The sequence below is a fragment of the Coxiella endosymbiont of Amblyomma americanum genome (assembly GCF_000815025.1).
In the GTDB taxonomy this organism is placed as follows: domain Bacteria; phylum Pseudomonadota; class Gammaproteobacteria; order Coxiellales; family Coxiellaceae; genus Coxiella.
Genome location: NZ_CP007541.1, coordinates 630,260 through 656,901 on the forward strand (window position 1 = coordinate 630,260; position 26,642 = coordinate 656,901).

Consider the following 26,642-nt stretch of genomic DNA (forward strand, 5'->3'; position numbering starts at 1 on the left):
ATGTCATTACTTAGAAAAATTCTTTTCTCTATCGTTATTACTTCTGTTCTAATTTTAGCGTTGTGGATTGCCATTTTATGGTATCGTTTTACTCGTATACCCATGAGCGAAGCAGCAAAAACCAAACAATCAACGATTACTATTAAAGTGCCGTCCGGAACAGGTATTCGTTATTTAGCACATCTTTTGTTGAAGCACAGTTTAATAAAAAACAAAGGAATTTTTATTCTATGCACTCGATTTATGGAAAATACACCTTTGTTAAAGACAGGAGAATATCAAATTACAAAAACCACGACCTTACGAAAATTATTAAACGATATTGTCACAGGAAATACGAAACAACGAAGTATTACTTTTATTGAAGGATGGACTTTTCATCAAGTTAGAAAAACGTTAAAAGAAAACTCCTATATTCGGCATACAATTAATAAATTAAGTGATCAAAAAATTATGGAAAAATTAGGAGACAACCGATATCCTGAGGGATTATTTTTTCCCGATACTTATTTTTTTACTTGGAGAGACACTGACCTTCAGATATTGCATAGAGCTTATGATAGGATGCAAATGATTTTAAAGAAAATCTGGAAAAATCGAGAAAAGGGTTTACCTTATAAAAATTCTTATCAAGCACTTATTGTTGCTTCCTTAATAGAAAAAGAAGCCACATTGCCAAAGGAGCACGCCAAAATTTCTGGAGTGATCTTACGGCGTCTAAAGAAAAGTATGTTGTTACAAATAGATCCTACAGTGCTGTATGGATTGGGCTTGCCGTACAATAATCCAATTACTAAAAAAGATCTCACTTTTTATACTCCATATAATACTTATCGCAATCATGGATTACCTCCAACTCCAATCGATATGCCATCATACAGATCCATTTGGGCTGCTTTAAATCCTGATTTAAGAAGCGCTGATTTATATTATGTAGCTCGAGGAGATGGAGGTCACGAATTTTCGGTTACCTATCAGTCTCATCTTACAGCAGTAAGAAAATATCAACGAAATGCATAAGAGGGTCACTAACAATTCTCTCTTTATAACACGTTGTTTTATATATGTAAATATTGAAATTCATGACAGATAAAAATAGTATGAGCGGTGAAAGAGGACGTTTTATTTCCTTCGAAGGAATTGAAGGCATGGGAAAAACTACTGCACTTGAGTATGTTTGTGAATATTTAGATGTTGCCCATATTTCTTATGTTGTTACTAGAGAACCAGGTGGCACTCCTATTGCTGAGGCTATTCGTGACATATTGCTCAAATGTTATAATGAGATGATGTGTCAAAATACTGAATTGTTGCTAATGTTTGCTAGTCGTGCACAAAATATTATACAGGTGATTCTGCCAGCTTTGCTTCAGGGAAAATGGGTACTGTCTGATCGATTTACTGATTCAAGTTTTGCTTATCAAGGCAGTGGCCGTGGTATTCCAATTAAATACATTAAAGAATTAACACAATGGATTCAAGGTAATTTAAAGCCTGATATTACTTTTCTACTAGACGCTCCTGTTTTAGTTGGTTTAAATCGTATAAAGAGCCGTGCGATAAAAGACCGTATTGAAGTGGACAGTTTAGCTTTCTTTAAACGAGTGAGAGAAGGTTATTTTGCTCAGGTAGCATGTGATCCAAAACGTTTTCAAGTAATTTGCGCGAATCAAAATCTGTTGAAAATTAAAAAGAGACTACGAAAAGCAATCAATCGATTATTAAAAAACTTTAAAAAGAACATGTACAAGAATTAAAAACCGAAAATGATTTATCCATGGCAACAGAAACAGTGGGATATCATTGTGTCTTATTACCAGAAAGAATGTATGCCACATGCTTTACTTTTAACAGGTAACCGTGGATTAGGCAAATTAATATTCGCCCAATCCGTGGCAGAGTTAATACTTTGTGAGAGAAATACTACACAAGCTTGTAAGGTATGTCGAGATTGTCAATTATTTCGTCTGGGTCATCATCCAGATTTATTTATAATTGATATAAAAGAAAAAAATAGTTCTATTGAAGTTGCACAAATTCGTGAAATAACTGCCGCACTTAATAAGACTTCACAGCGAGGTCGTTGTCAAGTGGTAATTTTAACATCTGTTGAAGCAATGAATATATCGGCAACGAATGCTTTTTTAAAGACGCTAGAAGAACCCCTAGGACCAGTACTTTTAATGTTAGTGACTCACCGAGTTGCGGTTCTTCCTCAAACTGTTCGTAGTCGATGTCAACGCATTGTATTTACAGCGTCTTCTGATCAAAATATGTTACGATGGGTAAAAGCACGCATTAGAGAAAAAAGTAAAGCATCTCAACTTTTAGCTTTAGCATATCATGCTCCATTAGAGGCGATAAAACTAGAAATGTTAAATTATTTTCCGTTACGAGACTGCCTATTAATATTACTAATGAATACAATTACACAACGCACATCGGTTGTAGATGTTGTAAAATTCTTATTAAAAGAAGATACTAAATTAATTTTATATATTATAACAACTATCTTTATGGATGTTCTTCGTCTCCAAATTTATTGTCCAGATTTTGTGCTTAACACAGATTGCTTTTCAATTTTGCAGAAGTTTTCCTTGGTCTTATCTCGAGATAAGTTACTTACCATATTACAGAAGTTACAAGAAATATGGCAAGTGACCGTAAGTTTAAATAGCGTGAATTCACAATTGCTTTTAGAAGAACTGTTTTTAATGTTAGAAACACAAAATGTTAGTTGACTCCCATTGTCATCTAGATATGCTTGATTTAACTCCCTATGGAGGAAAATTAGAACTTTTAGTTGAAGAAGCAAAAAACGTAGGTGTTGAACATATACTCTGTGTTGGTTGTAATTTAATCAATGCATTCAAAATTATAGAAATTTCAGAAAAATTTGATAATATTTCCGCTAGTTTAGGATTGCATCCTAGTGAAATAGTGGATCATGAACCTACTGTAATAGAATTAATCAGATTAGCGAGCCATTCAAAGATAGTTGCCATTGGTGAAACAGGTTTGGATTATTATAATAGTAAAGTTAATGTAGATATCATGAAAAATCGATTTCGTTGCCATATTCAAGCCGCTATAAAACTTTCTAAGCCATTGATTATTCATTCTCGCAATGCTTCAGTAGATACTATTCAAATTATGAAAGAAGAAAAAGCAGAAACAGTGAATGGAGTAATGCATTGTTTTACGGAAGATATAGAAACAGCAAGGCAGGCAATGAATCTGGGTTTTTATATTTCTTTTTCTGGCATTGTGACTTTTAAAAATGCTAAAAATATTGTTGAGGTTGCCAAGTATGTTCCTCTAGAAAAAATGCTTATTGAAACAGATGCTCCATATTTGACCCCTGTGCCATTTAGGGGTAGAAAAAATGAACCAAAATATGTGCGTTACACGGCTGAGCGTGTTGCGGAGCTAAAAAATATTTCCTTAAGCAAAACCGCTAAGAAAACCACTAAGAATTACTATGATCTATTTTTATCTAATGATTTAAGAGAGTTTCCGTCTTAATCTTTCTTAAAAGAGAAAAAAGACCGGTGAAGGATACCTTATTTTCTACTTATGATAGTGATAATTTTAGACAGTTTTATAAATATCAATAATTATTTTTGTAATTAGATAAATGAAAGTCCAGCCTTAAAAAGGAAATATTGTGAATAAAAAGATTATACGACGTAAGGTATCAAAATTAAATAAGGATCTTGAGTACTTGCATCCAGTCTTACAGCGTATTTATTTAGCAAGAGATATCGGTTCACTAGACGAATTGTCTAGAGAATTGAAAAATTTATTATCCTATTCTTTATTATCTGGTGTCGATAAAGCAACAGAAAGATTAATACAGGCTATAAAAGCACAACAATATGTTACAGTTGTCGGAGATTTTGATGTAGACGGTGCGACAAGTACTGCTCTAGTAGTGAGAGCTTTGCGTGCATTTGGAATGAAAAACGTTTCTTATTTAATTCCTAATCGATTTATTCATGGGTACGGACTAACGACAGACATTGTAGAGAAAGCTTCAAAAAATAGACCTAGCTTAATAATTACGGTTGACAACGGGATTTCAAGTTATACAGGTGTGGTAAGAGCCAATCAATTAGGAATCGATGTATTGATTACTGATCATCACCTACCAAGCGAACAATTACCTCCCGCTTACGCGATTATAGATCCTAATTGCAAAGAAGATAAATTTCCTAGCAAATGCTTATCTGGCGTGGGAGTAGCTTTTTATCTTATGCTAGCGCTTCGAGCAAAACTAAAAAAAAATGATTGGTTTAAACAACACAATATCAATTATCCTAATATGGCGCAATTTCTTGATTTCGTTGCTCTTGGTACTATAACTGATGTTGTGCCTTTAGATAGAAATAATCGTATATTGGTATATCACGGACTACAACGTATTCGATTAGGACAAACTCATGAAGGGATATTGGCGTTATTGCAGATTGCTGGATGTAAACGAGAAAAAATACGTACTACTGATCTTAGTTTTGCCGTTGGTCCACGATTAAATGCAGCAGGACGTTTGGATGATATGAGTCTAGGTGTTAATTGTCTTTTAGCAGATAATAAAAAAACAGCTTTATATATTGCTCGTCAATTAGATGATTTAAATAAAGAACGACGTGTTCTTGCTTCTCGAATGCGAGAAGAAGCATTTGATTCTATCAATCAATTTTATCTAAATCGTTTACCATTACCACCCGGTATCTGCTTATATAATAAAGCATGGCATCCAGGTGTGATAGGATTAGTGGCTTCTCAAGTAAAAGAGCAAATCAATCGACCTATTATCGCTTTTTCAAAAACAAGCAAAGGAATTTTACAAGGATCTGCGCGATCTGTTGATGGACTACATATACGTAATGTGTTAGAGATTATTTCAATTAAATATCCAAATCTGATAGAAAAATTTGGAGGTCACGCTATGGCAGCTGGTCTTAGCTTACCTTTAAGTCGATACAAAGAGTTTCAACGGGCTTTTTCTGAAGAAGTGAGAAAAAATTCCAAAAAAGAAGATTTACAGCCGAAGTTAATAACCGATGGAGCGTTAACTACAGAAGAATTAACCGTTGAGCTTGCTGAACTAATAGAGCAAGCTGCACCTTGGGGGCATGGATTTCCTGAACCTATGTTTGATGGATGTTTTAAAATAGTTAATCAACGCATTATAGGTCAACAACATTTAAGATTAATTTTACAAATGCCTAAAAGCAAATATTATATAGATGGAATTATTTTTCATGCTAATTTACAAAAATGGCCGAATTTTTACTTTCAGTACGTAATGTTAGTCTATCGATTAGATATAAATGAATTCCGAGGACGTAAGAAACTACAACTTTTAATAGATCATATTCAGTTGCTTAACCATTGAGAAAAATGTATCTGTCTATAACATTTAATTGAATTTTTAGATTTCTAGAGATAAAGATAATTTCTAGATATAACGTGTAAAACACTCTACTTGTTTAAATAAGTACGAGATTCAGATCCCAATTTTTGGTGTACTTGTTAAATGTTAACCATGAATTATACAAAAGATTATATTTTCTCGAATTATGACTGATGTATTGGGAATAGAAAAGAATGGGAAAATACGGTAGTTTTTTAAATTAAGATAAGAAAATTTCTTTGACAGAGAAATTGTATAAAAATTTAGTTTAATTTTTTATAAAGTCAGGTTTTAAACAATCTTTTCTATATGTTATTAGTAACGTTATATTCTAAAACACTGGCTCCTCGGGAGGGACTCGAACCCCCGACCAAGTGGTTAACAGCCACCCGCTCTACCAGCTGAGCTACCGAGGAGTGCTATTAGGATAAAATCGTCTCGTATATTACTAGTCAATAATATGATAATCAATCAACTTATTTATTGCAGAACAGTTGTTAATCGATTCATCGCTTTTCTTAGTATGGCATTGCTGGCAGTACAAGAAAGTCGAATATAGCCTGGAAAACCAAAAGCACTTCCAGGAACTACGGCTATATTAGCCTTATCGAGTAAATAAGTAGAGAATTCAATATCAGATAGAAAGCCTAGTCGCTTAATTACCTCTGTCATGTCTGGGAAAAGATAGAAAGCGCCGCTTGCAGACAAACATCTTACATTTTTCATTTCGTTTAGTTTGTTTAATATTAAATCGTGGCGCATTTTATAAGCCTTGTACATATAATTAAAGTCATTACGGTTGTATTTTAGAGCTGTAATTGCAGCTGCTTGAGCAATTGTGTTAGGACAAGAAGTACTTTGAGATTGTATTTTTTCCATTGCTTGTATAATGATTTTAGGACCAGCAGCATAACCAATTCTCCACCCTGTCATAGCAAACGCTTTAGAAACACCATTAATGACAACAGTTCGATCACGCAGTTTAGGGCATACATTGATAATGTTTGTAAAATAATCTTGTCCCCATAAAATGTATTCGTAAATATCGTCAGATAGAATAAACACCTTTGGATGCTGCAACAGTATTTTTGCCAGAGTTTCTAATTCTAACCGACTGTAAGCCGCTCCAGAAGGATTACTTGGACTATTTAAAATTATTAAACGAGTTTTTTCAGTAATAGCTTTTTTTAGTTTCTGAGGAGTCAATTTGAAATTCTGTAAAAAAGTAGTTTTTACAATAACTGGAACTGCTTCAGCCATTTTTACTATAGATGGATAACTTACCCAATAAGGTGCTGGAATAATCACTTCGTCGCGTGCATTTAATACAGCCATAACAGCGTTGTATATAGATTGTTTTGCTCCATTACTTACAATGATTTCATTGGGTTCGTAATCTAAGTGATTATCACGTTTTAATTTTTGGATAATGACTTCTTTTAAAACATCAGTGCCTCCAACCTGAGTGTATTTAGTAAACCCTTGACGGATCGCTGCTATTGCTGATTGCTTGATCGGATACGGCGTATCAAAATCTGGTTCACCGGCTCCAAGATTAATTATATCACGACCTTGATTTTTTAGTTTAATAGCTGTACCAGTAACTTTTACTGTAGCGGAGGGCTCAATTCTTCTGACTCTAATAGATAATAAAGTATCGTTCACGTTGCAGTTAATACTCCTAATGTTATGCGATATATCTTGAAAGTTTTCGATAGAGTAGTAGAAAATAATGTTATAAACAATGACTTTGTGCTTATATTTTTCTTAGCTTATTAATGTTGTCTGCTTTTCAAATCATGCAGTGAATAAACTTCGTGTTTTTATCGATCAAAGATCGTAGTTTATATTTAAATGCTTGAAAAATAGTTTCGGATTTAATGCGTGATAACACACTGCTCTTACAATTACATCCTCGTTACTTACAATATGGGATAATAGATTGCTGTTTAACATATAACTAAGCAATCATTCTAATGCCGCTGTTTTTAATTGAAACTGTATTATTCGTAGCATGTAGAATGCTATAGAACTGTTATGACAGATTTAACTTAAAAGACTCTTGTAATTATTTTACTTCGCTAATTTATTTTCGAAAAAGAAACACTTTTATAGCCTTAACAGAGGGTATTAATTCGTCGTTACTAGATAATATTTTATGTAAAAAATCGTTTCAATTGAAACTGTATAATATGGTTTTATGCAGTAAAGCCTGATATAGTTAAGTGTGGATTTTACTATGTTATATAGAGCATAAGGGCATGTGTTGGTGCAGAAGAGGTTTTATAATACCCTTATCAAATCTCTTTAAATTAGAAAATATACGATGTTCAATGTTTAATGAAAATTTCAATGAATTTATTAGATTTATTCAAATTATCTTTTTAAAAAGGTCTAAAAGATATACGAACTTTGATAAGTGCCAATGCATAATGAGTAGATTGTTTATGTAATTTTGGACTTTGAGGCAATGCAGGTTAATTGTCCATCGGATAGATTGTAAAAATGAAAAGAATGCTGATTAACGCAACTCAACTTGATGAGGTGCGTGTAGCGATTACTGCAGATTCTAAATTGATTGATCTTGATATCGAAATTCCCGGTCAAGAGCAAAAAAAATCCAATATTTATAAAAGCGTTATTACTAGAATTGAACCAAGTTTAGGAGCAGTATTTGTTAATTATGGTAGTGAAAGACACGGATTTTTACCATTAAAAGAAATTTCTCACGAATATTTTCTCCAAGATTCGTCTCAAGAGTTTGAGTCTATTGATATTAATCGAGTGCTTAAAGTAGGCCAAGAACTTGTTGTGCAAGTTGGGAAAGAAGAACGTGGAACAAAAGGAGCTGCATTAACCACCTTTATCAGTTTAGCAGGTTCTTTTTTAGTTTTAATGCCTAATAATCCACAAGCAAGTGGCATTTCACGTCGCATTGAAGGAGAAGAGCGCGACCAACTGCGTGAAGCCATTAATCAACTCAATCTTCCTGAGGGGATGGGTTTGATTGTGCGCACCGCTGGTCTCGGGCGTGCAAAGGAAGAACTTGCATGGGATTTAAAGATCTTATTGCGCTATTGGGAAGCTATTAAACGAGCGGCAATTGCTAAACCAGGACCTTATCTTATTCATCAAGAAAGTGATGTTATCATTCGTGCAATTCGGGATTATCTACGTCAAGATATTGAAGAAATTCTTATTGATAATGAGCGGTCTTATCAAAATGCCTGTCACTATATTAGCCAGGTTCGTCCTCAATTTATTGGGCGTTTAAAGTTTTACTGTGATCAATTACCTCTTTTTAGTAGATTTCAAATTGAACAACAAATTGAAAATGCCCATCATCGTGAAGTTCGTCTCCCTTCTGGAGGATCTTTAATTATTGATCATAGTGAAGCCCTAGTAGCCATTGATATTAACTCAGCACGATCTACTAGAGGAGCAAGCATAGAAGAAACAGCACTTTTGACAAATTTGGAAGCCGCTGAAGAAATTACTCGTCAACTACGTATTCGAGATATCGGAGGACTTATTGTCATAGATTTTATTGATATGACTCCTATTCGTAATCAACGTGAAGTTGAACATTATTTACGTAACGCTTTAAAACAAGATCGTGCTCGTATTCAGATTGGTCGGATTTCAAAATTTGGTTTACTAGAGATGTCTCGTCAGAGGTTGCGTTCTTCTCTAAATAGATCAACTCAAATAACTTGTCCTCGTTGTGAAGGGGAGGGTGCTATTCGTAGTATAGAATCTCTTGGACTTTCTATTATTCATTTAATTCAGGAACAAGCTTCTAAAGTTAAAAATATTCATTTTCAGGTACAAGCACCTGTGGATTTGGCAATTTATCTCGTTAATGAAAAACGAGAAACTTTAAGTGTTATTGAAAAACATTATCCTGTAAAAATAACTATTATTCCTAATCAATACATGGAAACACCACTTTATCAGATGAAGCAAATTAGAATAGATCTAAAAAACTTAGAACATGGTAAAGGTATACCTAGTTATAAACTTTCCAAAATTTTTAAAGCTGAAACATCAAAAAAACAAGAAATTAGACCATCATCAGAACCCGTGATTCAGCAATTCTTGTCCACAGGAACTCCATTGACAGCATCGAGCTTTCCTCGTAAGACTTTTAGTGGCGGTTTATTCAAGCGATTGATGGCAAAAATGTTTGGAACCGAAGAAATCATAAAATCGCCCTTTTCTAGGGTATCATCATCTAATCCTCATCGATTAATTCAATCATCTTGCAGAAAAAATGAAAGGAGACATCATCGTGTAAGAGAATCACATACTATCAAATCTCCATCATCTGTAAATCAGCAAGAGACTAATAAACGTTATCATATTCAAGGTAGTAGTAAAAACAACGAAAGCGATGTGAGCAGTGAAGGAAGGCGTTTATATCGTAGAGCGTCTCGAAATGGAGGCTATCGAAATTGTTATCGAGGTGGTGTCAAAGTAGATTACTCTTCAAGACATCGTGTTCAGAAATCGGATGGTGCAGTTGCCGCTACATTAGTAAGTAGCAGTATGGTAGTTGATATCAAGCAATTACCTAAACCATCTTCTTCCACTTCCCCTTCCCCTTCAAATCTTACACCTTATATAAATATTAAACCCGATTATTCCAAAGAATATTTGAAGAAAATTGATATTAATAGAAATTGCCTTGAAAAAAACGAGAAAACATGTACGAATAGTACGGCTTTTGAGAGTAAAGAAAAATAACTACAAAAATTCCCATCCATCGTTTTGTACAGGATTATCAGATAGTGATAAATTTTTTAGATGTTAATATAAAATTTCAGCGATTTACAAATTGCTAAAAGTTATTTTATTAGAAGTGTTTAAAGAAAATTTAGTTAATACTAAGTGTGATAATATCGTATGTGGTTTTCTTTATAAATTCAATGCTTAATCGTTCTAATTCATTTAGAATTTAATTAAAAATTAATATGAATCCTTTATTTTGAAAATATATTATTGCGAACTTTACATGAGATTTAACTAAGCAGGTTATGAGCGTATAATGCGTGTGACTTCGTTTACTTCAGAATCCGTTTCGGAAGGCCATCCTGACAAAGTGGCTGATCAAATTTCTGATGCCATTTTAGATGCCCTTATCAGTCAAGATCCTTATTCTAAAGTCGCTTGTGAAGTTATCGTAAAATCAGACATGGTTTTTGTCGCTGGAGAAATCTCCACTAGTGCTTGGGCTGACATAGAGCATATTACTCGCAATACAGTTTTGCAGATTGGTTATGACGATCCTCACATTGGTTTTGACGGAAGAACTTGTGCTGTACTTTCAGCTATTGGAAGACAATCTCCAGATATTGCAGCAGGGATGAATAGATTTAGCAATTTAGCATTATTAGGCGCGGGAGATCAAGGTTTGATGTTTGGGTATGCTTCTACAGAAACCGATGTACTTATGCCTGCCCCAATTACTTATGCTCATCGATTAGTTCGTCGACAAGCCAAGCTGCGAAAGGAAGGTATTCTTTCTTGGTTGCGCCCAGATGCTAAATCACAAGTTACGCTTCGTTATAAAAATGATGTTCCTGTGGCAATAGATTGTATTGTCTTTTCTACACAACATCATCCAGATATTCATCAAAAAGATTTGCGAGAGGCTGTAATTGAAGAAATCATTAAACCAGTTGTTCCACAGACTTGGATTTGTAAGGAAACTCGATTTCTAATAAATTCTATGGGACGTTTCGTTATTGGTGGCCCCGTTGGTGATTGTGGATTGACAGGACGTAAGATTATTGTTGATACCTATGGGGGAGTAGCTCGTCATGGGGGTGGTTGTTTTTCAGGAAAAGACCCTTCAAAAGTAGATCGTTCAGCTACTTATGCAGCTCGTTATGTTGCCAAGAACATTGTAGCTGCTGGCTTAGCAGATCGTTGTGAAGTTCAAATTTCTTACGCAATAGGTATTGCTGAACCTACTTCAATTAGCATTGAAACTTTTGGGACTGCAAAGATTGATGAGGATCGTATTCAGAAATTAATTATTGAATTCTTTGATCTTCGACCTGGGCGTATTGTAGAAGAACTGCGGTTATTACAACCAATCTACAAAACCACTGCTACGTATGGTCATTTTGGACGAGAAGAACCAGAATTTACTTGGGAAAAGACAGATAAAGCTGAAGTACTGCGAGAAGCTGCTGGCTTATTTTTAGTTACTACTTAACATTTCTAAACATGGAAATAACAATGAATCAAAATTTTTGGATTACCGACAGTAATTTAGCAAATTGGGGTCGACAAGAAATTGAAATCGCTGAAGTAGAAATGCCTGGATTGATGGCTCTACGTCGAAAGTATAAAGAAAAAAAACCATTAAAAGGAGCTCGTATTGCAGGTTGTATACATATGACTATTCAAACAGCTGTTTTAATTGAAACTTTGATTGATCTCGGCGCTGAAGTGCGATGGTCATCATGTAATATTTTTTCTACTCAAGATCACGCAGCTGCAGCTATTGCAAAAAAAGGTATTCCTGTTTTTGCCCGAAAAGGAGAAACTGAGAAAGAGTATTGGGAATGTATCAATGCCACTCTAGAGGGACCTAGTGGATGGAAACCTAATATGCTTTTGGATGATGGTGGAGATTTGACTATGTGTGTTCTAAACAATCACCCCAAATTGTGCCAAGAGATTCGAGGTGTATCTGAAGAAACGACTACAGGAGTGCATCGACTTTATAGAATGTTCAAGCAAAAAAATCTAAAATTTCCTGCGATTAACGTAAATGACTCTGTGACTAAATCAAAATTTGATAATCTTTATGGTTGTCGTGAATCTCTTGTTGATTCTATTAAACGGGCAACTAATATTATGATCGCAGGAAAACGAGTTGTTGTGTGTGGATACGGAAATGTAGGTAAAGGTTGTGCACAATCTCTACGCTCGTATGGCGCTATCGTTTACATTACTGAAGTCGATCCTATTTGTGCTCTACAAGCTTCTATGGAAGGATATCAAGTTACAACTATGGAAGCGATGGCACCAATTGCTGACATTTTCGTCACTGCGACTGGTAATATTGATGTTATAACACATGAACATATGGTTCAAATGAAAAATCAGGCTATTGTATGTAATATTGGACATTTTAATAAGGAAATTGACGTCAATTCTTTAAAAAAATATCAATGGATCGCTATTAAACCACAAGTTGATCAAGTTATTCTTCCTAATGAAAAACGATTGACAATTTTAGCAGAAGGACGCTTGGTTAATTTAGGGTGTGCCGCAGGACACTCCAGCTTTATTATGTCGATTTCTTTTACTAACCAAGTGTTAGCACAAATAGAGTTATGGAAACATTCCGAAAAATATCCCATTGGTTTATCTGTATTGCCTAAACATCTAGATGAGAAAGTTGCGTATCTCCATTTATCGCACGTAGGAGCTAAGTTGACAAAATTAACGAAAAAACAAGCTTCTTATATTAATGTAGATTGCCGCAATGGACCGTTTAAGTTTGACTGCTATCGTTATTAATTATAATAAGTAAACACTTAGTGTTTGCCTCTTATAGATAAGAGTGATTTACTACTAATCGTGTAAACAGCTGTTGCCAAGAAACACTTAATCTGACGTTTTCAATTGAGAAATTTTTTTATAAATTATTCACGAGAAAAAGGTTGAACATCACACAACAATATAAATCATAAATGACGGAATACACTTATTATTTAGCACATCTCCCGATATCTCTATTGTATCAAACCAACCTTGATAAAAAGAGTCGTAATTATATTTCTTAGTTTAGCCAAAAGCACAGTGAATAATAAGTATTGTATTATTCACTAATGATTACAATGTTCAAAAATAATTTTGATAAGTTGCCCTCTTTACAAGACATAGTGTTTCTTCTGCGATAGCGTTAACTCGCTCTGTACCATTCTGCAAAATTTTACGCACGTAGGTGTAATCTGTCTCATATTCAGCACGACGTTGCTGTAGGGGAGATAAAAACTCTAATAGCACCTCTACTAAACGATTTTTACATTCCACATCTCCAATCTTTCCTTCACAATAGAGTTGCTTTGCTTCTGTTACCCATATTTTATCTGGATTAAAGGCGTCATGTAAAACCCACAAAGGATTATTTTCGATAGTGCCACAATCCGTTGTATGTAAACGATTTGGATCGGTGTACATACCCATAACTTTTTTTCGCACTATATCTATAGAGTCACTTAAAAAAATCGCATTATTTAATGATTTACTCATTTTCAGTAATTGACCTTTTTTTCCAGGCCCTCCAGTGCCTACTAATCTCCGTATCCGTCCAATTTTAGCTTCTGGTATTGGAAATAAGCCACTAGCTTGCAGATGATCTCTATCATCAATATGCGTATTAACTCCACAATATAATTGATTAAAATGCCTAGCTACTTTTCTAGTTAACTCAATATGAGGTACTTGATCTTCACCTACAGGAACAACTTCGGCGCGAACTGACAGAATATCAGCTACTTGCATAATTGGATATAGCAAAAAACCCATTGAATAGTTATCTCCTAATTCTTTTTCCCGAATTTCATCTTTAATGGTCGGATTTCGTATTAATCGAGAAAATGGGACTAGCATACTAAAATATGCCATTAATTCAAAAATAGCTGGAACTTCTGACTCAATAAAAATTGTGCTCTTTTCTGGATTTATCCCAACTGACAAATAATCGAGAGCAATATCCAATGTACTTTGGTGAATCGATTTAGGTTTTTTAACATTTTGTGTAGTAAACGCGTGAGTGTTAGCAAGCAAAAAATAACATTCATACTTATCCTGTAGCGAAATTCTATTTTCTACAGAACCTACCCAGTGTCCTAGATGTAAACGCCCTGTAGGCATATCTCCACTAAGAAGTCGAGGCTTCTTTTGTATAAACTCAGAAATAATAGACATACCAATTCTAATCATCGCTAGTTTAAAGGTTTCTGTCAACATTATGCGGTCAATGATATAATGAAAACGGAAAAGGGTTCAAGCTTTGGAATCATTAAATTCTAGACAAAAAGAAGCAGTTACTTCAGCGTTTCCTTACATCTGTGTATTAGCCGGTGCAGGTAGTGGGAAGACTCGTGTATTAATTCATCGTATAGCGTGGCTTATTCAGAGAAAAAACGTATCTCCTTATAGTATCTTAGCAGTAACTTTTACTAATAAAGCAGCGAACGAGATGCGTAGACGTATTGAATCTATGGGTATTCCCACTGCGATGATGTGGATAGGTACGTTTCATAGTTTATCTCATTATTTACTTCGTATACATTGGAAGGAGGCAAATTTACCTCAATCTTTTCAGATTCTTGATTCTGAAGACCAATATCGTTTAATTCACCGAATTCAAAAAAATTTCTATTTAGAAGAAACACAGTGGCCTGTTAAAAAGACTCAATGGTTTATTAACAAAAAGAGAGAAGAAAATATACCTATTGATCTTATGGCGGATAAAAGCAATAACAGACTCAAGAGAGTATTATCGAAAATCAGTCGAGCTTACGAAGACATTTGCTATCGAAGTGGTTTGATTGATTTCCCGGAATTATTACTACGTTCACTTGCATTGCTTCAGAATGTGTCTTGGATAAAGTACCATTATCAACAACGTTTCCTTCATATTCTGGTGGATGAATTTCAAGACACAAGTGTTATCCAGTATACTTGGTTACGAGCTTTTATAGGCAATAACACGAGAGTAATGATAATGGGAGATGACGATCAATCCATTTATAGTTGGCGCGGGGCTAAAATAGAAAATATACACCGTTTCTCTAAAGATTTTTCTGATGTACAAATGATACGTCTAGAACAAAACTACCGATCAACAAAAACTATTCTTGATGCTGCTAATGCTGTTATTAAAAATAATGTACATCGATTTGGAAAGAAATTATGGACATTAGGTGATATTGGCGAACGAGTTACTATACATACAGCTTTTAATGAGCGTGAAGAGGCTGTTTATGTCGTTTCTTGCATTGAAGCTTGGATACACAAGGGAGGAAAATATGGTGATATCGCAGTACTTTATCGTTCAAATGTCCAATCTCGTTTATTAGAAGAACTGCTTTTTAACTGTAAAATTCCTTACCAAATTTATGGTAATCTAGCTTTCTTTGAAAGAATAGAAATTAAGGATGCTCTATCTTACTTGTGTTTATTAGATAATCGCCATGCCGATATGGCTTTTGAGCGTATTATTAATGTTCCTACACGTGGTATTGGTGACATTACCTTGATGGCACTACGCACTGTGGCTTACAATCAAGGTATTTCTTTGTGGAAAGCTGCGATGCACTTAATTAATAGCAAAAGTCTAAATACCCGCCTCCTTAATTCTTTACAACAGTTTTTAGATTTAATCGAATTAATTGCAACAGAAACGAAAAGCCTGTCATTAGCAGAACAAACGAAAAAAACGATACATCAAAGTGGTTTATTCGCTTTTTATAAAAAAGACAGAAGTGAAAAAGGAACTTTACGTGTCGCGAACTTAGAAACGTTGATTAATTTTACTGTACAATTTACTACGGAAATAGTAGAAAGTGAAAAAGTGTTTTTATCACCATTGAATGCTTTTCTTTCTCATGTTGCTCTGGGAAAATGTGAAGAGCAAAAAGCAAGCTTGTACGGTGATTGTGTAAATTTAATGACTCTGCATGCTGCTAAGGGATTAGAATTTCCATTAGTTATTATCACCGGATTAGAAGAAAATATATTTCCTCATCATATGTCTGTAAGTAGCGATAATGAATTAGAAGAAGAGCGACGATTGTGTTATGTAGGGATTACTCGTGCTAAGGAAAAATTAATCTTAACTTGTACCGAATCTCGGTATATGTATGGATTAGAAAAATTTAATCAACCTTCAAGGTTTTTAAGTGAAATTCCCTTGCAATTGACCGACTCAACTCGATTCGCGCAAGGAATATCTCGGCCTATTTCTATTGCTTTTCATGTTAATCTTAAACACAGGGGAACTTGACCGAATTGTCAGTTAGTAATTATGAAAAAACAAAATATTGCATCTAAGAGGAGTAAGTAAAAATTTTATAAAGTATAATATGGATTCTGCTTTACACAATGCAAATACAAAAGTAATTGTGTTGTGTTTTATTGTATTAAATATAGAAATTTATAAGAAGAAAATTGAAGAAAATAAGGTATCTTTTTAATTTTCTGTTAGGAGCTGTTCTTATGCTCCTTTACACAATCACTTCTTTTACTTTAGGAGTGCTTGCGCTTATCTTTGGTTTATTAGCTCATGCCATTTTTATTAAATCTTGGCACCGAAAATTCATGAAGATTGCTCTACTTTTTCCTGTTTTATGGTTCATAATTTCTGGAAAATTTTTGACTTTACGTAATTATCATTGGAATATTGTAGGAGAGAGTCATCTTTCTTCTCATCATTGGTATCTTTTGATTAGTAATCATCAAACTTGGCTCGATATATTAGTGCTTGGTCATGTTTTTAGTCGAAAAATTCCTGTAATTAAATTCTTTATGAAAAGAAAATTATTATGGGAGTTACCCATACTTGGTTTGAGTTGTTGGTTTTTAGATTATCCTTTTCTTTATCGTTATTCTCGACATGAGATACGTAATTGTTCGGAATTAAGAGAGAAAAATATAAAAATTATAAAAAAAGCATGTGAAAAATTAAAAGTGTTGCCAACAACAATAGTGAATTTTGTGGAAGGTACTCGTTTTACAGCAATTAAAAAACAACATGCGTCTGTTCCTTATTTACATTTATTAAAACCGAAATCAGCTGGGGTTGCTGTTGTTATAAAAGAATTAAGACGAGAGTTAAACGGTATATTAAATGTAACTATTCATTATTCTAAGTCTGTTACATTGTGGAAATATTTTTGTGGTGATCTTTCTACTATTACTGTGCATTATGAATTGTTGCCCATTACTGTCAATCTTATTGGTGATTACCATAAAGATCGTAACTTTCGCCTTTACTTTCAAAGATGGTTAAATGCAGTTTGGAAACGTAAGGATTTGTTAATAGATAAAATACATTGTGTATAAAGTTATCTGCACAACAATTGCAATCAGCGAAAGAAGACAATAAAAAGTAATAGTAATTATGTAGAAATTAACAATCCTTGTGTTATATGAAATATGCCGAAAGGCATTCTACTGTAAAATAGTTTAAAGCATATTCAATAAACTAAATAGTTAAAATAAAGAATTAAGATTATCGCACTGTGAATACAACAGGAAAAATAGAAAATAAATCAGAAAAGTTACACAAGAATGTGGTCTGGATTTATTATACGTATTTCCGTAATTTCGATAAAAATTGAAAAAGTATAAAGAAGATGAGTAATGTAAACATATGTATTTCAGTAACAGGAAAAACCCTTGAGACGTTTTTGTTACAACTTAAACAATCTCAACACTTGGTTGACATTATAGAATTGCGTGTAGACTGTATTAAGAATATAAATTTAGAAATGCTTTGCGTCATTTCAGAACATACTAAAAAAAAATCCATTTTGTGTTGTCGTTCTAAAAAAGATGGAGGAAATTTTGAAGGTACTGTGAAAGAGCAAAATGAAATTTTGCAAATGGGAAATACACTTGGGTTTAATTATCTCGATATCGATCTGCTGATTGCTAAAAACATTGTTATTCGAAACAAAAAAGCTAAATTTATTATTTCTTATCATAACTTTGTAGAGACCCCAAATTTTGGGGAACTTAAGAAGATTGCAATGCGTATGCGAAACTATGAGCCGGATATTTTAAAATTTTCAGTTATGATAAACAGCCGAGACGACATTAAAACTTTGTTTCGATTCTTACTTAATAAGAGAGAAAATGAGAATATGATTGTATTAGGAATGGGCAAAAAAGGTAAAATCGTCAGGTTACTGACTCCATTTTTTGGAGGATATTTGACTTTTTCTTCTCTTTCCACTTTTAAAGAGGCACATGCAGCACCAGGGCAGATTCCTTATCAAATAATGGAAAAATTTTATAATAATTTTCAGGAAATTTTATACTATTAAAGCCTTGTAGTTACCTAAATCTATAATTTTCTATATTATTATGATACTTTCTAAGATCGGTTTTATTAGGGGGTTCGTATGTATAAACTAGCCTTTTATGTCCCTGAAAATTATGTTGAACAAGTCAAAAACGCTTTGTTTACAGTAGGAGCTGGCCAATTAGGTAATTACGATTGTTGTGCATGGCAAACATTGGGAGTTGGTCAGTATCGTCCTTTAAATGGCAGTCAACCTTATATAGGCCTGCGAGGTCGACTCGAAACTATAAAAGAATATTTGGTAGAGATGATTTGCGAAGACAAACACTTTAAAGATGTAATAGAAGAACTAATACGCGTTCATCCTTATGAAACTCCATCTTATGCAGCGTGGAAAATAGACACTCTGTATTATAAAACGTAATCACTGATTAAATTTATGTTTTCTCAGAAAAATAACTTCTTAAATTTTGAGAGATGCGTCAACTTTTCATCGAATCAAAGAAGTCGTTATTTGTTTTTGTTAGTTTTAATCGCTCGATTAAAAATTCGCTTGCTGCTACTTCATCCATAGGATGTAGAATTTTTCGTAAGATCCATACTTTCTGTAGAATATCTTGTTTCATCATTAATTCTTCTCGTCGTGTTCCGGAACGATTAATATTAATAGCAGGAAATATTCGTTTCTCGGCAATACGACGATCTAAATGGATTTCCATATTTCCTGTGCCCTTAAATTCCTCGTAAATTACATCATCCATTTTGGACCCAGTTTCAATCAAGGTAGTTGCAATGATCGTTAAGCTACCGCATTCTTCGATATTACGTGCGGCTCCAAAGAAGCGTTTTGGACGCTGTAATGCATTTGCATCCACACCACCTGTTAAAACTTTCCCTGAAGTTGGGATTACGGTGTTATAAGCACGTGCTAGTCGAGTTATGGAATCGAGTAAAATGACGACATCTTTTTTATGCTCTACAAGACGTTTTGCTTTTTCAATAACCATTTCTGCCACTTGTACATGACGAGCAGCAGGCTCGTCAAAAGTACTGGCTACCACTTCTCCTTTTACAGAACGATCCATTTCCGTTACCTCTTCAGGTCGCTCATCAATTAATAATACGATTAGTATACATTCAGAGTGATTCCCAGTAATAGAATGAGCAATATTTTGCAACATCATGGTTTTGCCTGCTTTAGGTGGTGATACAATTAAACCACGTTGACCTTTCCCAATGGGTGCTACTAAGTCGATAATTCGAGCCGTAATATCTTCTGTGCTACCATTTCCTATCTCCATTTGAATCTTTTCATTTGGAAAAAGTGGTGTAAGATTTTCAAACAGGATTTTTCCTTTAGAAGCTTCTGGTTTTTCTAAATTGATCTGGTTAACTTGCAATAAAGCAAAATAACGTTCTCCTTCTTTAGGAGGTCGAATTTTTCCAGAAATAGTATCTCCAGTGCGTAAATTAAACCTTCGAATTTGACTAGGAGAAACATAAATATCATCAGGACCAGCTAAATAAGAACTATCAGAGGAACGTAAAAATCCAAAACCATCTTGGAGAATTTCTAATACACCATCACCAAAAATATCTTCTCCCTTTTTAGCGTGTGATTTTAAGACTGCAAAAATAATATCTTGTTTTCGAGAACGAGATACGTGTTCTAAATCCATCACATGGGCAATTTCCATTAATTCCGCAACTGATTTTTGTTTAAGCTCAGTCAAGTTCATAACTTGTGATCAAACCTCTTCATTTTAAGTTCAGATGGACCAAGGTAGGAGTAGTCTGCTATTTCTGGGGAGTAAATAACTTTTCTAAATAAAGCCGCTCCGATTGTGACACTAAGGCTAGGAACCTCTACTGGAGATAACAAGATCTACTGTGTTGTGGCAGGTCATCATGATACATAAGAAATTCTAGTAGTTTATTATGAATAATGCAAGTTCTCGTCTAAAAAGTCAGATAACTGAGATTTACTTAATGCGCCTACTCTTTTAGCTATTACTTCTTTTTTGTAAAAGATAAAAAGACTAGGTACGCCCCTTACTCCGTATTTATTTGGAATTTTAGTATTATCTTCTACATTCATTTTAAATACCTTAATATGGTTAATATATTCTTTAGCTATCTCCTTTAAAATCGGGCTAAGCATTTTACATGGTTGACACCATTCTGCCCAGAAATCGACGAGTATCGGCACGTCTGCTTCAAGAACGTCTTTTTCGAAATTTTCGTCAGAAGTAGAAAATATATATTTCTCGCTCATGTATTGTTCCTCTTGACATAACATCTTGTAATCTACACTGCTGTAAAAGATATGATTCCTTTCGACAAAACTATTTCTACAGCATGCTGCAAAAGCCTTATTATAGAAATCGGCTATTACATTATAAGTAAAAAAAATTTAATTGTAATAAAATTAACACAGAAATAAAAAATTAACCTACTGTCAGGTAAAACTTTCTAAAAAATAAAAATCTCAGTAATAATTTAAAGGTCATTTTACTGAGGATACACTAAATAAAAAGATAGCCAACTTATATCATGAATAAAGGATAAAGCAAAGCTACAGTCTTGTTATTAATTGTAAGTAGTGACTAATTCTTAAGATTAAATTAATTTTCTGATACCTTGGGTAATTCTTTAGCACGCTGAACAGCTGCTTTAGTGCATTGGCAAATAACATCGTCAAATTTTCTGACTCTAATATTTACATCGTTTGTTCAGTTACACTACCTGGAATAGTGACTAATCGGCGTAATTGCATCACATCTTGTTCAGCTTTCAATGATATTTTCACGGCCTAATATTGGGCAGTTAGTAACTGTACTGTTTTTGGTAGCTTTAAAACTTTTGTGGCTTCTTTTGTAAGGCTTCCATGATAAAAAAGATATACGCAGGTCCAGAACCAGAAAGAGCAGCTACTTTCGTCAATTTGACTTTCTATAGACAGCCAACTACTAGCCAAATGGCATAAAGAATAGATTTTGCCAAATTTCTCTGCTTCAGTTATTCGTTTATTAGAAAATAAATCTGTTGTGCACTCGCTCCTGTAGAGGCTGATGTATTTGGGTATTGCTCTTACACTAGAACCTTTGTACCTATTTCTGGATCAATCTAATAGAAACACCAACAGCTATAGAGATAACAAGAGGACGACGAACGAAGATTATATCTTTTAATTCTTCACATATTCCTTTAATTGGACTAGATTTTATAATTAAAATAAACATCAGCTTTTTTTGTTCCATCGCAATTGTTTGTTGTTGTGCAAACTTTGTATTTTTCTTGAAAAAACAATAGGTTGTTTAAATCCTAGCTCGACAAATACAACTAAATGAAAGTAATATTAACTCTTTTCATCTGTTTAATCTTCATATACCTATTTTCTTATACTTTAAAAATAAAAAAATTTTTGTTGTAAATTATCCCGAGAACCAAAAATACCCGTACCAATACGTACCATTGTACTTCCTGCCGCGATAGCTGCTTGAAAATCATGTGTCATACCCATTGACAAGGTGTCTAATGATAGACCTTGCTTTATTAATTTCTGCTGAGCGTTCTTTATTTTTTCAAAGTTGAATTTTTGCGCACAGAAATCCAAATTATAGGCTGGAATAGCCATTACACCACGTAATCGTAATCGCTTAAAATTACTTATTTCAGTTGCAAATTTTGACAAATCAACGAGACTAATGCCATTTTTGCTCTCTTCCATACTAACGTTGACTTGAATACAAATGTTCAAAGGAGGTAACTCTGGAATTCGGTATTTATTTAGTTTTTCTGCTGTTTTTAACTTGGAAACACTATGCACCCACCCAAAATGGGCCGCGATAACTGGAATCTTATTTGTTTGAATTGAACCGATAAAATGCCATTCTAATGCGTAATTCCGTAAAGCACTCATTTTAATGAGCGCTTCTTGTACATAATTTTCACCAAAACAAGTTTGTCCTTCGGAAATTGCTGTCTTTAATTTATCAATATGTTGTGATTTGCTAACGGCCAATAAAATCACAGAATTAGGTTTTCTCCCATATTTTTTTTCCGCTGCACGAATTCTTTTCTTGATATTTTTAATATTCATGATTAGAGAATTTTCTTACATAGCTAGAGTTTTCTATTACTGATCATTGGTCCTGATTGACGAATAACATCTGCCACTTGAAATCTAGCAAAATTTTCTTGAAATTTTTTCATTAGTATAACAGCTTTGGTGTCGTACGCTTTAACATCCATCCATGCCTGTCTGGGATTTAAAATCCTATCTTCTACTCCAAAGACTGATGTAGGAATTGCCAAATTAAATCCTGGTAAATTTTCTGTAGGATGATTTATTAATTTTCCAGAAAGTATAGCATTAACAATGGTACGGGTTATAGAAATCGAAAACCGAATACCACCTTCTGCATAAGCACCTCCCATCCAACCTGTATTAACAAGATAAACTTGACATTTTGTTTCTTTAATACGCTTTGCAAGTAATTCAGCATATACCATAGGAGGACGAGGAAAAAACGGTTCTCCGAAGCAAGTACTGAAGGTAGGTGTAATTTTTTTTCCATTTCCAATCTCTGTACTACCTATTAAAGCTGTATAACCACTTAAGAAATAATATACGGATTGTTCACTTGTAAGCAAAGCAACAGGGGGTAAAACGCCATATAAGTCACAAGTCAAAAAAATTACTGAATTGGGTGAGTGCACAACATTATCCCTAACTCGTAAGGAAATATATTCTAAAGGATAAGCAACCCGTGTATTTTGAGTTAAACTTGCATCACTATAATCGGCATGATTGCCAGCTCGCAGTATAACATTTTCCATAATAGCACCATGGCGAATGGCTTTCCAAATCATTGGTTCTTGCTTTTCTGTTAGATCAATACATTTGGCATAACAACCACCTTCAAAATTAAAAATGCCTGTACGACTCCATCCATGTTCATCATCTCCAATTAACAGCCGATTTACATCTGCAGATAAAGTTGTTTTTCCGGTTCCAGATAGTCCAAAAAATAGAGCGACATCTCCAAATTTATTAGAGTTTGCAGCACAATGCATAGGTAAAACGTCATAAGGTGGTAAAAGATAATTTAGAACTGTAAACATCGCTTTCTTCATTTCACCTGCGTAGAGCAAGCCTATTAAAAGAACACGACGTTGTGAAAGATTAATTATAATAGTACCATCACTGTTCACCTTATCCCTCTTTGGATTCGTTTTTAGACCAGGTACATTTAACATAATCCATTTCGGTTGTTTTTTGTCAGTGTTATTAGATCGAATAAAAAGATTACAAGCAAATAAATTATGCCAAGCCAATTCAGTAACCACTTGTATCTGGAGGGCGTACTGTTGATTTGCGCCTACTTGTAAGTAAGAAACATATTTGGGGCGCTTAGAAAGATAAATATTCGCGCGATCCCATAACCGATCAAATACAGATTGTTCAACAGGTTGATTAACGTCTCCCCACTGAATCTTGTCAGCAGTTTCTATATCTTTAACAATAAAGCGATCCTTAGGAGATCGCCCTGTTCGCTTACCTGTCATAACAGCTAAAGCCCCAGTCGAACTTAGTTTACCCTCGCCATTTTTAATAGCGAGCTCAATAAGTTTATTAATAGAAAGATTCACATAAGTAGTTTGGGAAGTAAGTTGGCTCATTATATTATCTCCTCTATATGTGCTAAGATAGTTTATTATGGCAAATTATTGATATATTGAATAGAGAAGTTGCGACTTAAGAAATATCCCTGCATACTTTACATCAGTATTAGTATGTTAAAAGCGAATTTTTTATCAAATTATTTTTTAGTGGCCATGCCACAATTGAATGATTTTAATTTTACCCAATCCGTTGTGTATATCTCTGAACATGATGATAAAGGAGCACTAGGGATAATTGTCAATAAACCTCTGCAAGTAACTTTGGATAACGTATTAGAACATTTAAACATTAAACTTAATGCTCCTGATATTGGAAGGAGTCCTGTTTTAATGGGTGGTCCGATCAGTCAAGAAAATGGCTTTATTATTTATGAAAAACAAGTTGAAAATAGAAAAGCTCAGCTTTCTGTCTCTACTTCTAAAGAAACACTAGAAGCTATTGCGAATAATAAGGGCCCTAGTAATTTTTTGGTTGCATTGGGTTATTCTGAATGGGAATCTGGTCAATTAGAACAAGAAATTTCACAGAATGATTGGTTAATTGTTCCTTATAATCAAATAATTTTATTTAAAACCCCTTTAAAACAGAGATGGCAAAAAGCAGCATCGTTAATTGGAATTAACATCAATCAACTCTCTAATCAAGTAGGTCATGCCTAACATGGTGTTACATATGGTTTTGCGCAAAAATCATGGTTAAATTTTCTCATTGTTTAGCATTAGGATTTGATTTTGGTTTAAAACGCATTGGAGTAGCTGTAGGGCAGACATTCACTCGATCAGCGAATCCTAACACTGTTTTAAAATCTAAAAATGGAGTTCCTGATTGGAAACAGGTAAAAAAAATTATTAAGATGTGGGCAGTTAATATTCTTGTTGTTGGCATTCCTTATAATATGGATGATACCAAGCAATACATTACTTGTGCTGCGCGTAAATTTGCAGATGAATTGCAATTGAACTCAGGACTTCCCGTTCACACAGTAGATGAATGTTTTACGACTGTTGAAGCTAAAAAATTATTATGGTTCGACCAGAAGTTCAAAAAAAAAAGAAAACGTTCTCAACAATTGGACAGCTATGCCGCGAAGATTATTTTAGAACAATGGTTACAAGAAAACGCGTATTGAATATAATGAATAAAAAAGATTTTCATCATTTATTATATATGCAGTCACTGACTCGCAGTCACATTGACCAAATTCTACAACGGGCGAATGATTTACTTATTGATATTAAAAATAACAAAATTTTTAATACATTAAATGGGCAAGTGGTTGCCCATTTATTTTTTGAATTTAGTACGCGTACACGTAATTCTTTTGAAATTGCAGCAAAACGATTAGGCGCTATCGTTCTAACTCCTGACCTTACAGTTTCGTCCTTAAACAAAGGAGAATCAGTATTAGATATGGTTAAAAATTTACAAGCTATGGGGGTGCGCTTTTTCATTATTCGTCATACTGCAAAAAAATTATTAAGAGTATTAGCAGAACAACTAGATCATAGTGTAGTTATCAATGCTGGAGACGGAACCCATCAACATCCTACGCAAGGGATAATTGATTTAATGACTATTCAGCAATACAAATCGGACTGGAAGAAATTATGCGTTACTATTATTGGTGATATTTATCATTCCAGAGTAGCAAATTCTTTGATAGATGGATTACTAATAATGGGAGTTTCTGAAATAAGACTTGCTGGTCCTCTCCAGTTATTGCCAAAGAAAATCACAAGTCCACAAATCAAAAAATTTTCGATGATAGAAGAAAGTTTAATTAATAGTGACGTTATTGTTACTCTACGTTTTCAAAAAGAAAGACATAATAAACCTATGGAATTGCATACTTTTTATCGGTTGTATAGTTTAACATCCGAAAGATTAGCATTAGCTAAAACAAATGCAATTGTTATGCACCCGAGTCCTATTAATCGAGGTGTTGAAATCACCTCAGAAGTTGCAAATAGTCAGCAGTCAGTTATTTTACAACAAGTAAAAAATGGAGTAGCGGTTCGCATGGCGATCTTAGAATTCTACTATGCTAGTAAATTTTTACAGAATAGATTATGCTTTTAGTAGAAATTTTAAGGTACACTGAACAATTCTATTAAAAAAAGAATTTACCTTTTCTAGTCATATTCAACTGCCCATTTCCTGATTACGGATTTAATGAATGATTATAAATGTTTCATTGATGATTGATCAGTGGGGTTTTTGTCTTTGAGTAAACGAATTTCATTAAATAATTTTTAATATTTATAAAGATATAGTAGTTACTTTATAAAGAATATGATCAATAAAACGTTTTTTAAAATGAAATTAGTGGAAAGTATTGAGTAGACATGTTTCTTTATAGGATCGGGTATTCAGGAATTCCCAGCATTGTTTATTAAATATCCTAGAAAATTACAATACTTGCGGGAATTTTATATGAACTAATTGGACTAGCATTTGGCATTTTTATAGAAAATCAT

At 33.8% G+C, this 26,642-nt stretch carries 22 protein-coding genes, 1 tRNA gene and 1 pseudogene; 15 read left to right on the forward strand and 9 right to left on the reverse strand.

Features of this window, described 5'->3' with window-relative positions; translation table 11 throughout:
- The 5 genes from mltG to recJ all read left to right on the forward strand — a co-directional run bounded on the left by mltG (position 1) and on the right by recJ (position 5,401).
- A complete protein-coding gene (gene mltG / locus Z664_RS02920; RefSeq protein ID WP_039670140.1) occupies positions 1-1,020 on the forward strand; it encodes an endolytic transglycosylase MltG in 1,020 nt (339 codons plus the stop codon).
- A gap of 62 nt (positions 1,021-1,082) precedes the next feature.
- On the forward strand, positions 1,083-1,757 hold the full coding sequence (tmk, locus tag Z664_RS02925; protein WP_230206103.1) for a dTMP kinase: 675 nt from the start codon (positions 1,083-1,085) through the stop codon (positions 1,755-1,757).
- A gap of 9 nt (positions 1,758-1,766) precedes the next feature.
- On the forward strand, positions 1,767-2,741 hold the full coding sequence (locus tag Z664_RS02930) for a DNA polymerase III subunit delta' (RefSeq protein ID WP_039670141.1): 975 nt from the start codon (positions 1,767-1,769) through the stop codon (positions 2,739-2,741).
- Complete coding sequence (locus Z664_RS02935; protein WP_039670142.1) at positions 2,731-3,525, forward strand: TatD family hydrolase; 795 nt, start codon at positions 2,731-2,733, stop codon at positions 3,523-3,525. The genes Z664_RS02930 and Z664_RS02935 overlap by 11 nt, the downstream gene beginning before the upstream one ends.
- Positions 3,526-3,667: 142 nt before the next feature.
- Positions 3,668-5,401, forward strand: coding sequence for a single-stranded-DNA-specific exonuclease RecJ (gene recJ / locus Z664_RS02940; protein WP_039670143.1), 1,734 nt, complete (start codon positions 3,668-3,670; stop codon positions 5,399-5,401).
- Between the two features lie 358 nt (positions 5,402-5,759).
- On the opposite strand, the gene Z664_RS02945 is transcribed toward recJ, so the two are convergent.
- A tRNA-Asn gene (locus tag Z664_RS02945) sits at positions 5,760-5,835 on the reverse strand.
- A gap of 64 nt (positions 5,836-5,899) precedes the next feature.
- On the reverse strand, positions 5,900-7,084 hold the full coding sequence (locus tag Z664_RS02950) for a pyridoxal phosphate-dependent aminotransferase (RefSeq protein ID WP_039670144.1): 1,185 nt from the start codon (positions 7,082-7,084) through the stop codon (positions 5,900-5,902).
- Between the two features lie 840 nt (positions 7,085-7,924).
- Between Z664_RS02950 and Z664_RS02955 the strand changes: the two are divergent.
- The 3 genes and pseudogenes from Z664_RS02955 to ahcY form a co-directional block, all read left to right on the forward strand.
- Positions 7,925-9,619: pseudogene (locus tag Z664_RS02955) on the forward strand (Rne/Rng family ribonuclease); the annotation flags it as partial.
- An 847-nt stretch (positions 9,620-10,466) separates the two neighbouring features.
- Entirely contained in the window at positions 10,467-11,642 is a 1,176-nt protein-coding gene (gene metK / locus Z664_RS02960; RefSeq protein WP_039670145.1) for a methionine adenosyltransferase, read from the forward strand.
- A gap of 11 nt (positions 11,643-11,653) precedes the next feature.
- The gene (gene ahcY, locus Z664_RS02965) at positions 11,654-12,958 is read left to right on the forward strand and encodes an adenosylhomocysteinase (protein WP_039670146.1); all 1,305 of its coding nucleotides are present in this window, start codon (positions 11,654-11,656) and stop codon (positions 12,956-12,958) included.
- A 324-nt stretch (positions 12,959-13,282) separates the two neighbouring features.
- On the opposite strand, the gene trpS is transcribed toward ahcY, so the two are convergent.
- Positions 13,283-14,413, reverse strand: coding sequence for a tryptophan--tRNA ligase (gene trpS, locus Z664_RS02970; protein WP_230206104.1), 1,131 nt, complete (start codon positions 14,411-14,413; stop codon positions 13,283-13,285).
- A 43-nt stretch (positions 14,414-14,456) separates the two neighbouring features.
- Between trpS and Z664_RS02975 the strand changes: the two genes are divergently transcribed.
- From Z664_RS02975 to Z664_RS02990, 4 genes are all read left to right on the forward strand, one after another.
- Positions 14,457-16,454, forward strand: coding sequence for a 3'-5' exonuclease (locus Z664_RS02975; RefSeq protein ID WP_052246366.1), 1,998 nt, complete (start codon positions 14,457-14,459; stop codon positions 16,452-16,454).
- Between the two features lie 173 nt (positions 16,455-16,627).
- A complete protein-coding gene (gene yihG / locus Z664_RS02980; protein ID WP_039670287.1) occupies positions 16,628-17,512 on the forward strand; it encodes a 1-acylglycerol-3-phosphate O-acyltransferase, YihG family in 885 nt (294 codons plus the stop codon).
- Positions 17,513-17,805: 293 nt separating this feature from the next.
- The gene (gene aroD, locus Z664_RS02985; RefSeq protein ID WP_039670147.1) at positions 17,806-18,498 is read left to right on the forward strand and encodes a type I 3-dehydroquinate dehydratase; all 693 of its coding nucleotides are present in this window, start codon (positions 17,806-17,808) and stop codon (positions 18,496-18,498) included.
- A 78-nt stretch (positions 18,499-18,576) separates the two neighbouring features.
- Complete coding sequence (locus tag Z664_RS02990) at positions 18,577-18,900, forward strand: YqfO family protein (RefSeq protein ID WP_039670148.1); 324 nt, start codon at positions 18,577-18,579, stop codon at positions 18,898-18,900.
- Between the two features lie 58 nt (positions 18,901-18,958).
- On the opposite strand, the gene rho is transcribed toward Z664_RS02990, so the two are convergent.
- The 6 genes from rho to pckA all read right to left on the reverse strand — a co-directional run bounded on the left by rho (position 18,959) and on the right by pckA (position 24,161).
- Complete coding sequence (gene rho / locus Z664_RS02995; RefSeq protein ID WP_039670149.1) at positions 18,959-20,215, reverse strand: transcription termination factor Rho; 1,257 nt, start codon at positions 20,213-20,215, stop codon at positions 18,959-18,961.
- A gap of 197 nt (positions 20,216-20,412) precedes the next feature.
- Positions 20,413-20,751 (reverse strand): thioredoxin, encoded by a 339-nt coding sequence (gene trxA, locus Z664_RS03000; protein ID WP_039670150.1) that lies wholly within the window; start codon positions 20,749-20,751, stop codon positions 20,413-20,415.
- Between the two features lie 578 nt (positions 20,752-21,329).
- Positions 21,330-21,419 carry a pyrroline-5-carboxylate reductase dimerization domain-containing protein gene (locus tag Z664_RS03150; protein ID WP_148115161.1) on the reverse strand — a complete coding sequence of 30 codons (90 nt, stop codon included), beginning with the start codon at positions 21,417-21,419 and terminating at the stop codon, positions 21,330-21,332.
- A 167-nt stretch (positions 21,420-21,586) separates the two neighbouring features.
- Positions 21,587-21,736 (reverse strand): hypothetical protein, encoded by a 150-nt coding sequence (locus Z664_RS03105; RefSeq protein WP_156962726.1) that lies wholly within the window; start codon positions 21,734-21,736, stop codon positions 21,587-21,589.
- A 146-nt stretch (positions 21,737-21,882) separates the two neighbouring features.
- Complete coding sequence (locus Z664_RS03010) at positions 21,883-22,578, reverse strand: YggS family pyridoxal phosphate-dependent enzyme (protein ID WP_039670151.1); 696 nt, start codon at positions 22,576-22,578, stop codon at positions 21,883-21,885.
- 23 nt (positions 22,579-22,601) lie between these two features.
- Entirely contained in the window at positions 22,602-24,161 is a 1,560-nt protein-coding gene (gene pckA, locus Z664_RS03015; protein WP_039670152.1) for a phosphoenolpyruvate carboxykinase (ATP), read from the reverse strand.
- A gap of 69 nt (positions 24,162-24,230) precedes the next feature.
- Between pckA and Z664_RS03020 the strand changes: the two genes are divergently transcribed.
- Genes Z664_RS03020 through Z664_RS03030 form a run of 3 tightly spaced genes read left to right on the forward strand, consistent with a single transcriptional unit; the run spans position 24,231 to position 26,244 of the window.
- Positions 24,231-24,824, forward strand: coding sequence for a YqgE/AlgH family protein (locus Z664_RS03020; RefSeq protein ID WP_326844780.1), 594 nt, complete (start codon positions 24,231-24,233; stop codon positions 24,822-24,824).
- Between the two features lie 32 nt (positions 24,825-24,856).
- Positions 24,857-25,294 (forward strand): Holliday junction resolvase RuvX, encoded by a 438-nt coding sequence (gene ruvX, locus Z664_RS03025; RefSeq protein WP_039670154.1) that lies wholly within the window; start codon positions 24,857-24,859, stop codon positions 25,292-25,294.
- A gap of 5 nt (positions 25,295-25,299) precedes the next feature.
- Positions 25,300-26,244, forward strand: coding sequence for an aspartate carbamoyltransferase catalytic subunit (locus Z664_RS03030; RefSeq protein WP_039670155.1), 945 nt, complete (start codon positions 25,300-25,302; stop codon positions 26,242-26,244).
- The last annotated feature ends 398 nt before the right edge of the window (positions 26,245-26,642 follow it).

Excerpts from the sequence above, each read along its gene's own strand:
- mltG (WP_039670140.1), top strand. The coding sequence starts at position 1 with ATGTCATTACTTAGAAAAATTCTTTTCTCTATCGTTATTACTTCTGTT.
- tmk (WP_230206103.1), top strand. The coding sequence starts at position 1,083 with ATGACAGATAAAAATAGTATGAGCGGTGAAAGAGGACGTTTTATTTCC.
- Z664_RS02930 (WP_039670141.1), top strand. The coding sequence starts at position 1,767 with ATGATTTATCCATGGCAACAGAAACAGTGGGATATCATTGTGTCTTAT.
- Z664_RS02935 (WP_039670142.1), top strand. The coding sequence starts at position 2,731 with ATGTTAGTTGACTCCCATTGTCATCTAGATATGCTTGATTTAACTCCC.
- metK (WP_039670145.1), top strand. The coding sequence starts at position 10,467 with ATGCGTGTGACTTCGTTTACTTCAGAATCCGTTTCGGAAGGCCATCCT.
- ahcY (WP_039670146.1), top strand. The coding sequence starts at position 11,654 with ATGGAAATAACAATGAATCAAAATTTTTGGATTACCGACAGTAATTTA.
- trpS (WP_230206104.1), bottom strand. The coding sequence starts at position 14,413 with ATGTTGACAGAAACCTTTAAACTAGCGATGATTAGAATTGGTATGTCT.
- aroD (WP_039670147.1), top strand. The coding sequence starts at position 17,806 with ATGAGTAATGTAAACATATGTATTTCAGTAACAGGAAAAACCCTTGAG.
- Z664_RS02990 (WP_039670148.1), top strand. The coding sequence starts at position 18,577 with ATGTATAAACTAGCCTTTTATGTCCCTGAAAATTATGTTGAACAAGTC.
- rho (WP_039670149.1), bottom strand. The coding sequence starts at position 20,215 with ATGAACTTGACTGAGCTTAAACAAAAATCAGTTGCGGAATTAATGGAA.
- trxA (WP_039670150.1), bottom strand. The coding sequence starts at position 20,751 with ATGAGCGAGAAATATATATTTTCTACTTCTGACGAAAATTTCGAAAAA.
- Z664_RS03105 (WP_156962726.1), bottom strand. The coding sequence starts at position 21,736 with ATGGAACAAAAAAAGCTGATGTTTATTTTAATTATAAAATCTAGTCCA.
- Z664_RS03010 (WP_039670151.1), bottom strand. The coding sequence starts at position 22,578 with ATGAATATTAAAAATATCAAGAAAAGAATTCGTGCAGCGGAAAAAAAA.
- pckA (WP_039670152.1), bottom strand. The coding sequence starts at position 24,161 with ATGAGCCAACTTACTTCCCAAACTACTTATGTGAATCTTTCTATTAAT.
- ruvX (WP_039670154.1), top strand. The coding sequence starts at position 24,857 with ATGGTTAAATTTTCTCATTGTTTAGCATTAGGATTTGATTTTGGTTTA.
- Z664_RS03030 (WP_039670155.1), top strand. The coding sequence starts at position 25,300 with ATGAATAAAAAAGATTTTCATCATTTATTATATATGCAGTCACTGACT.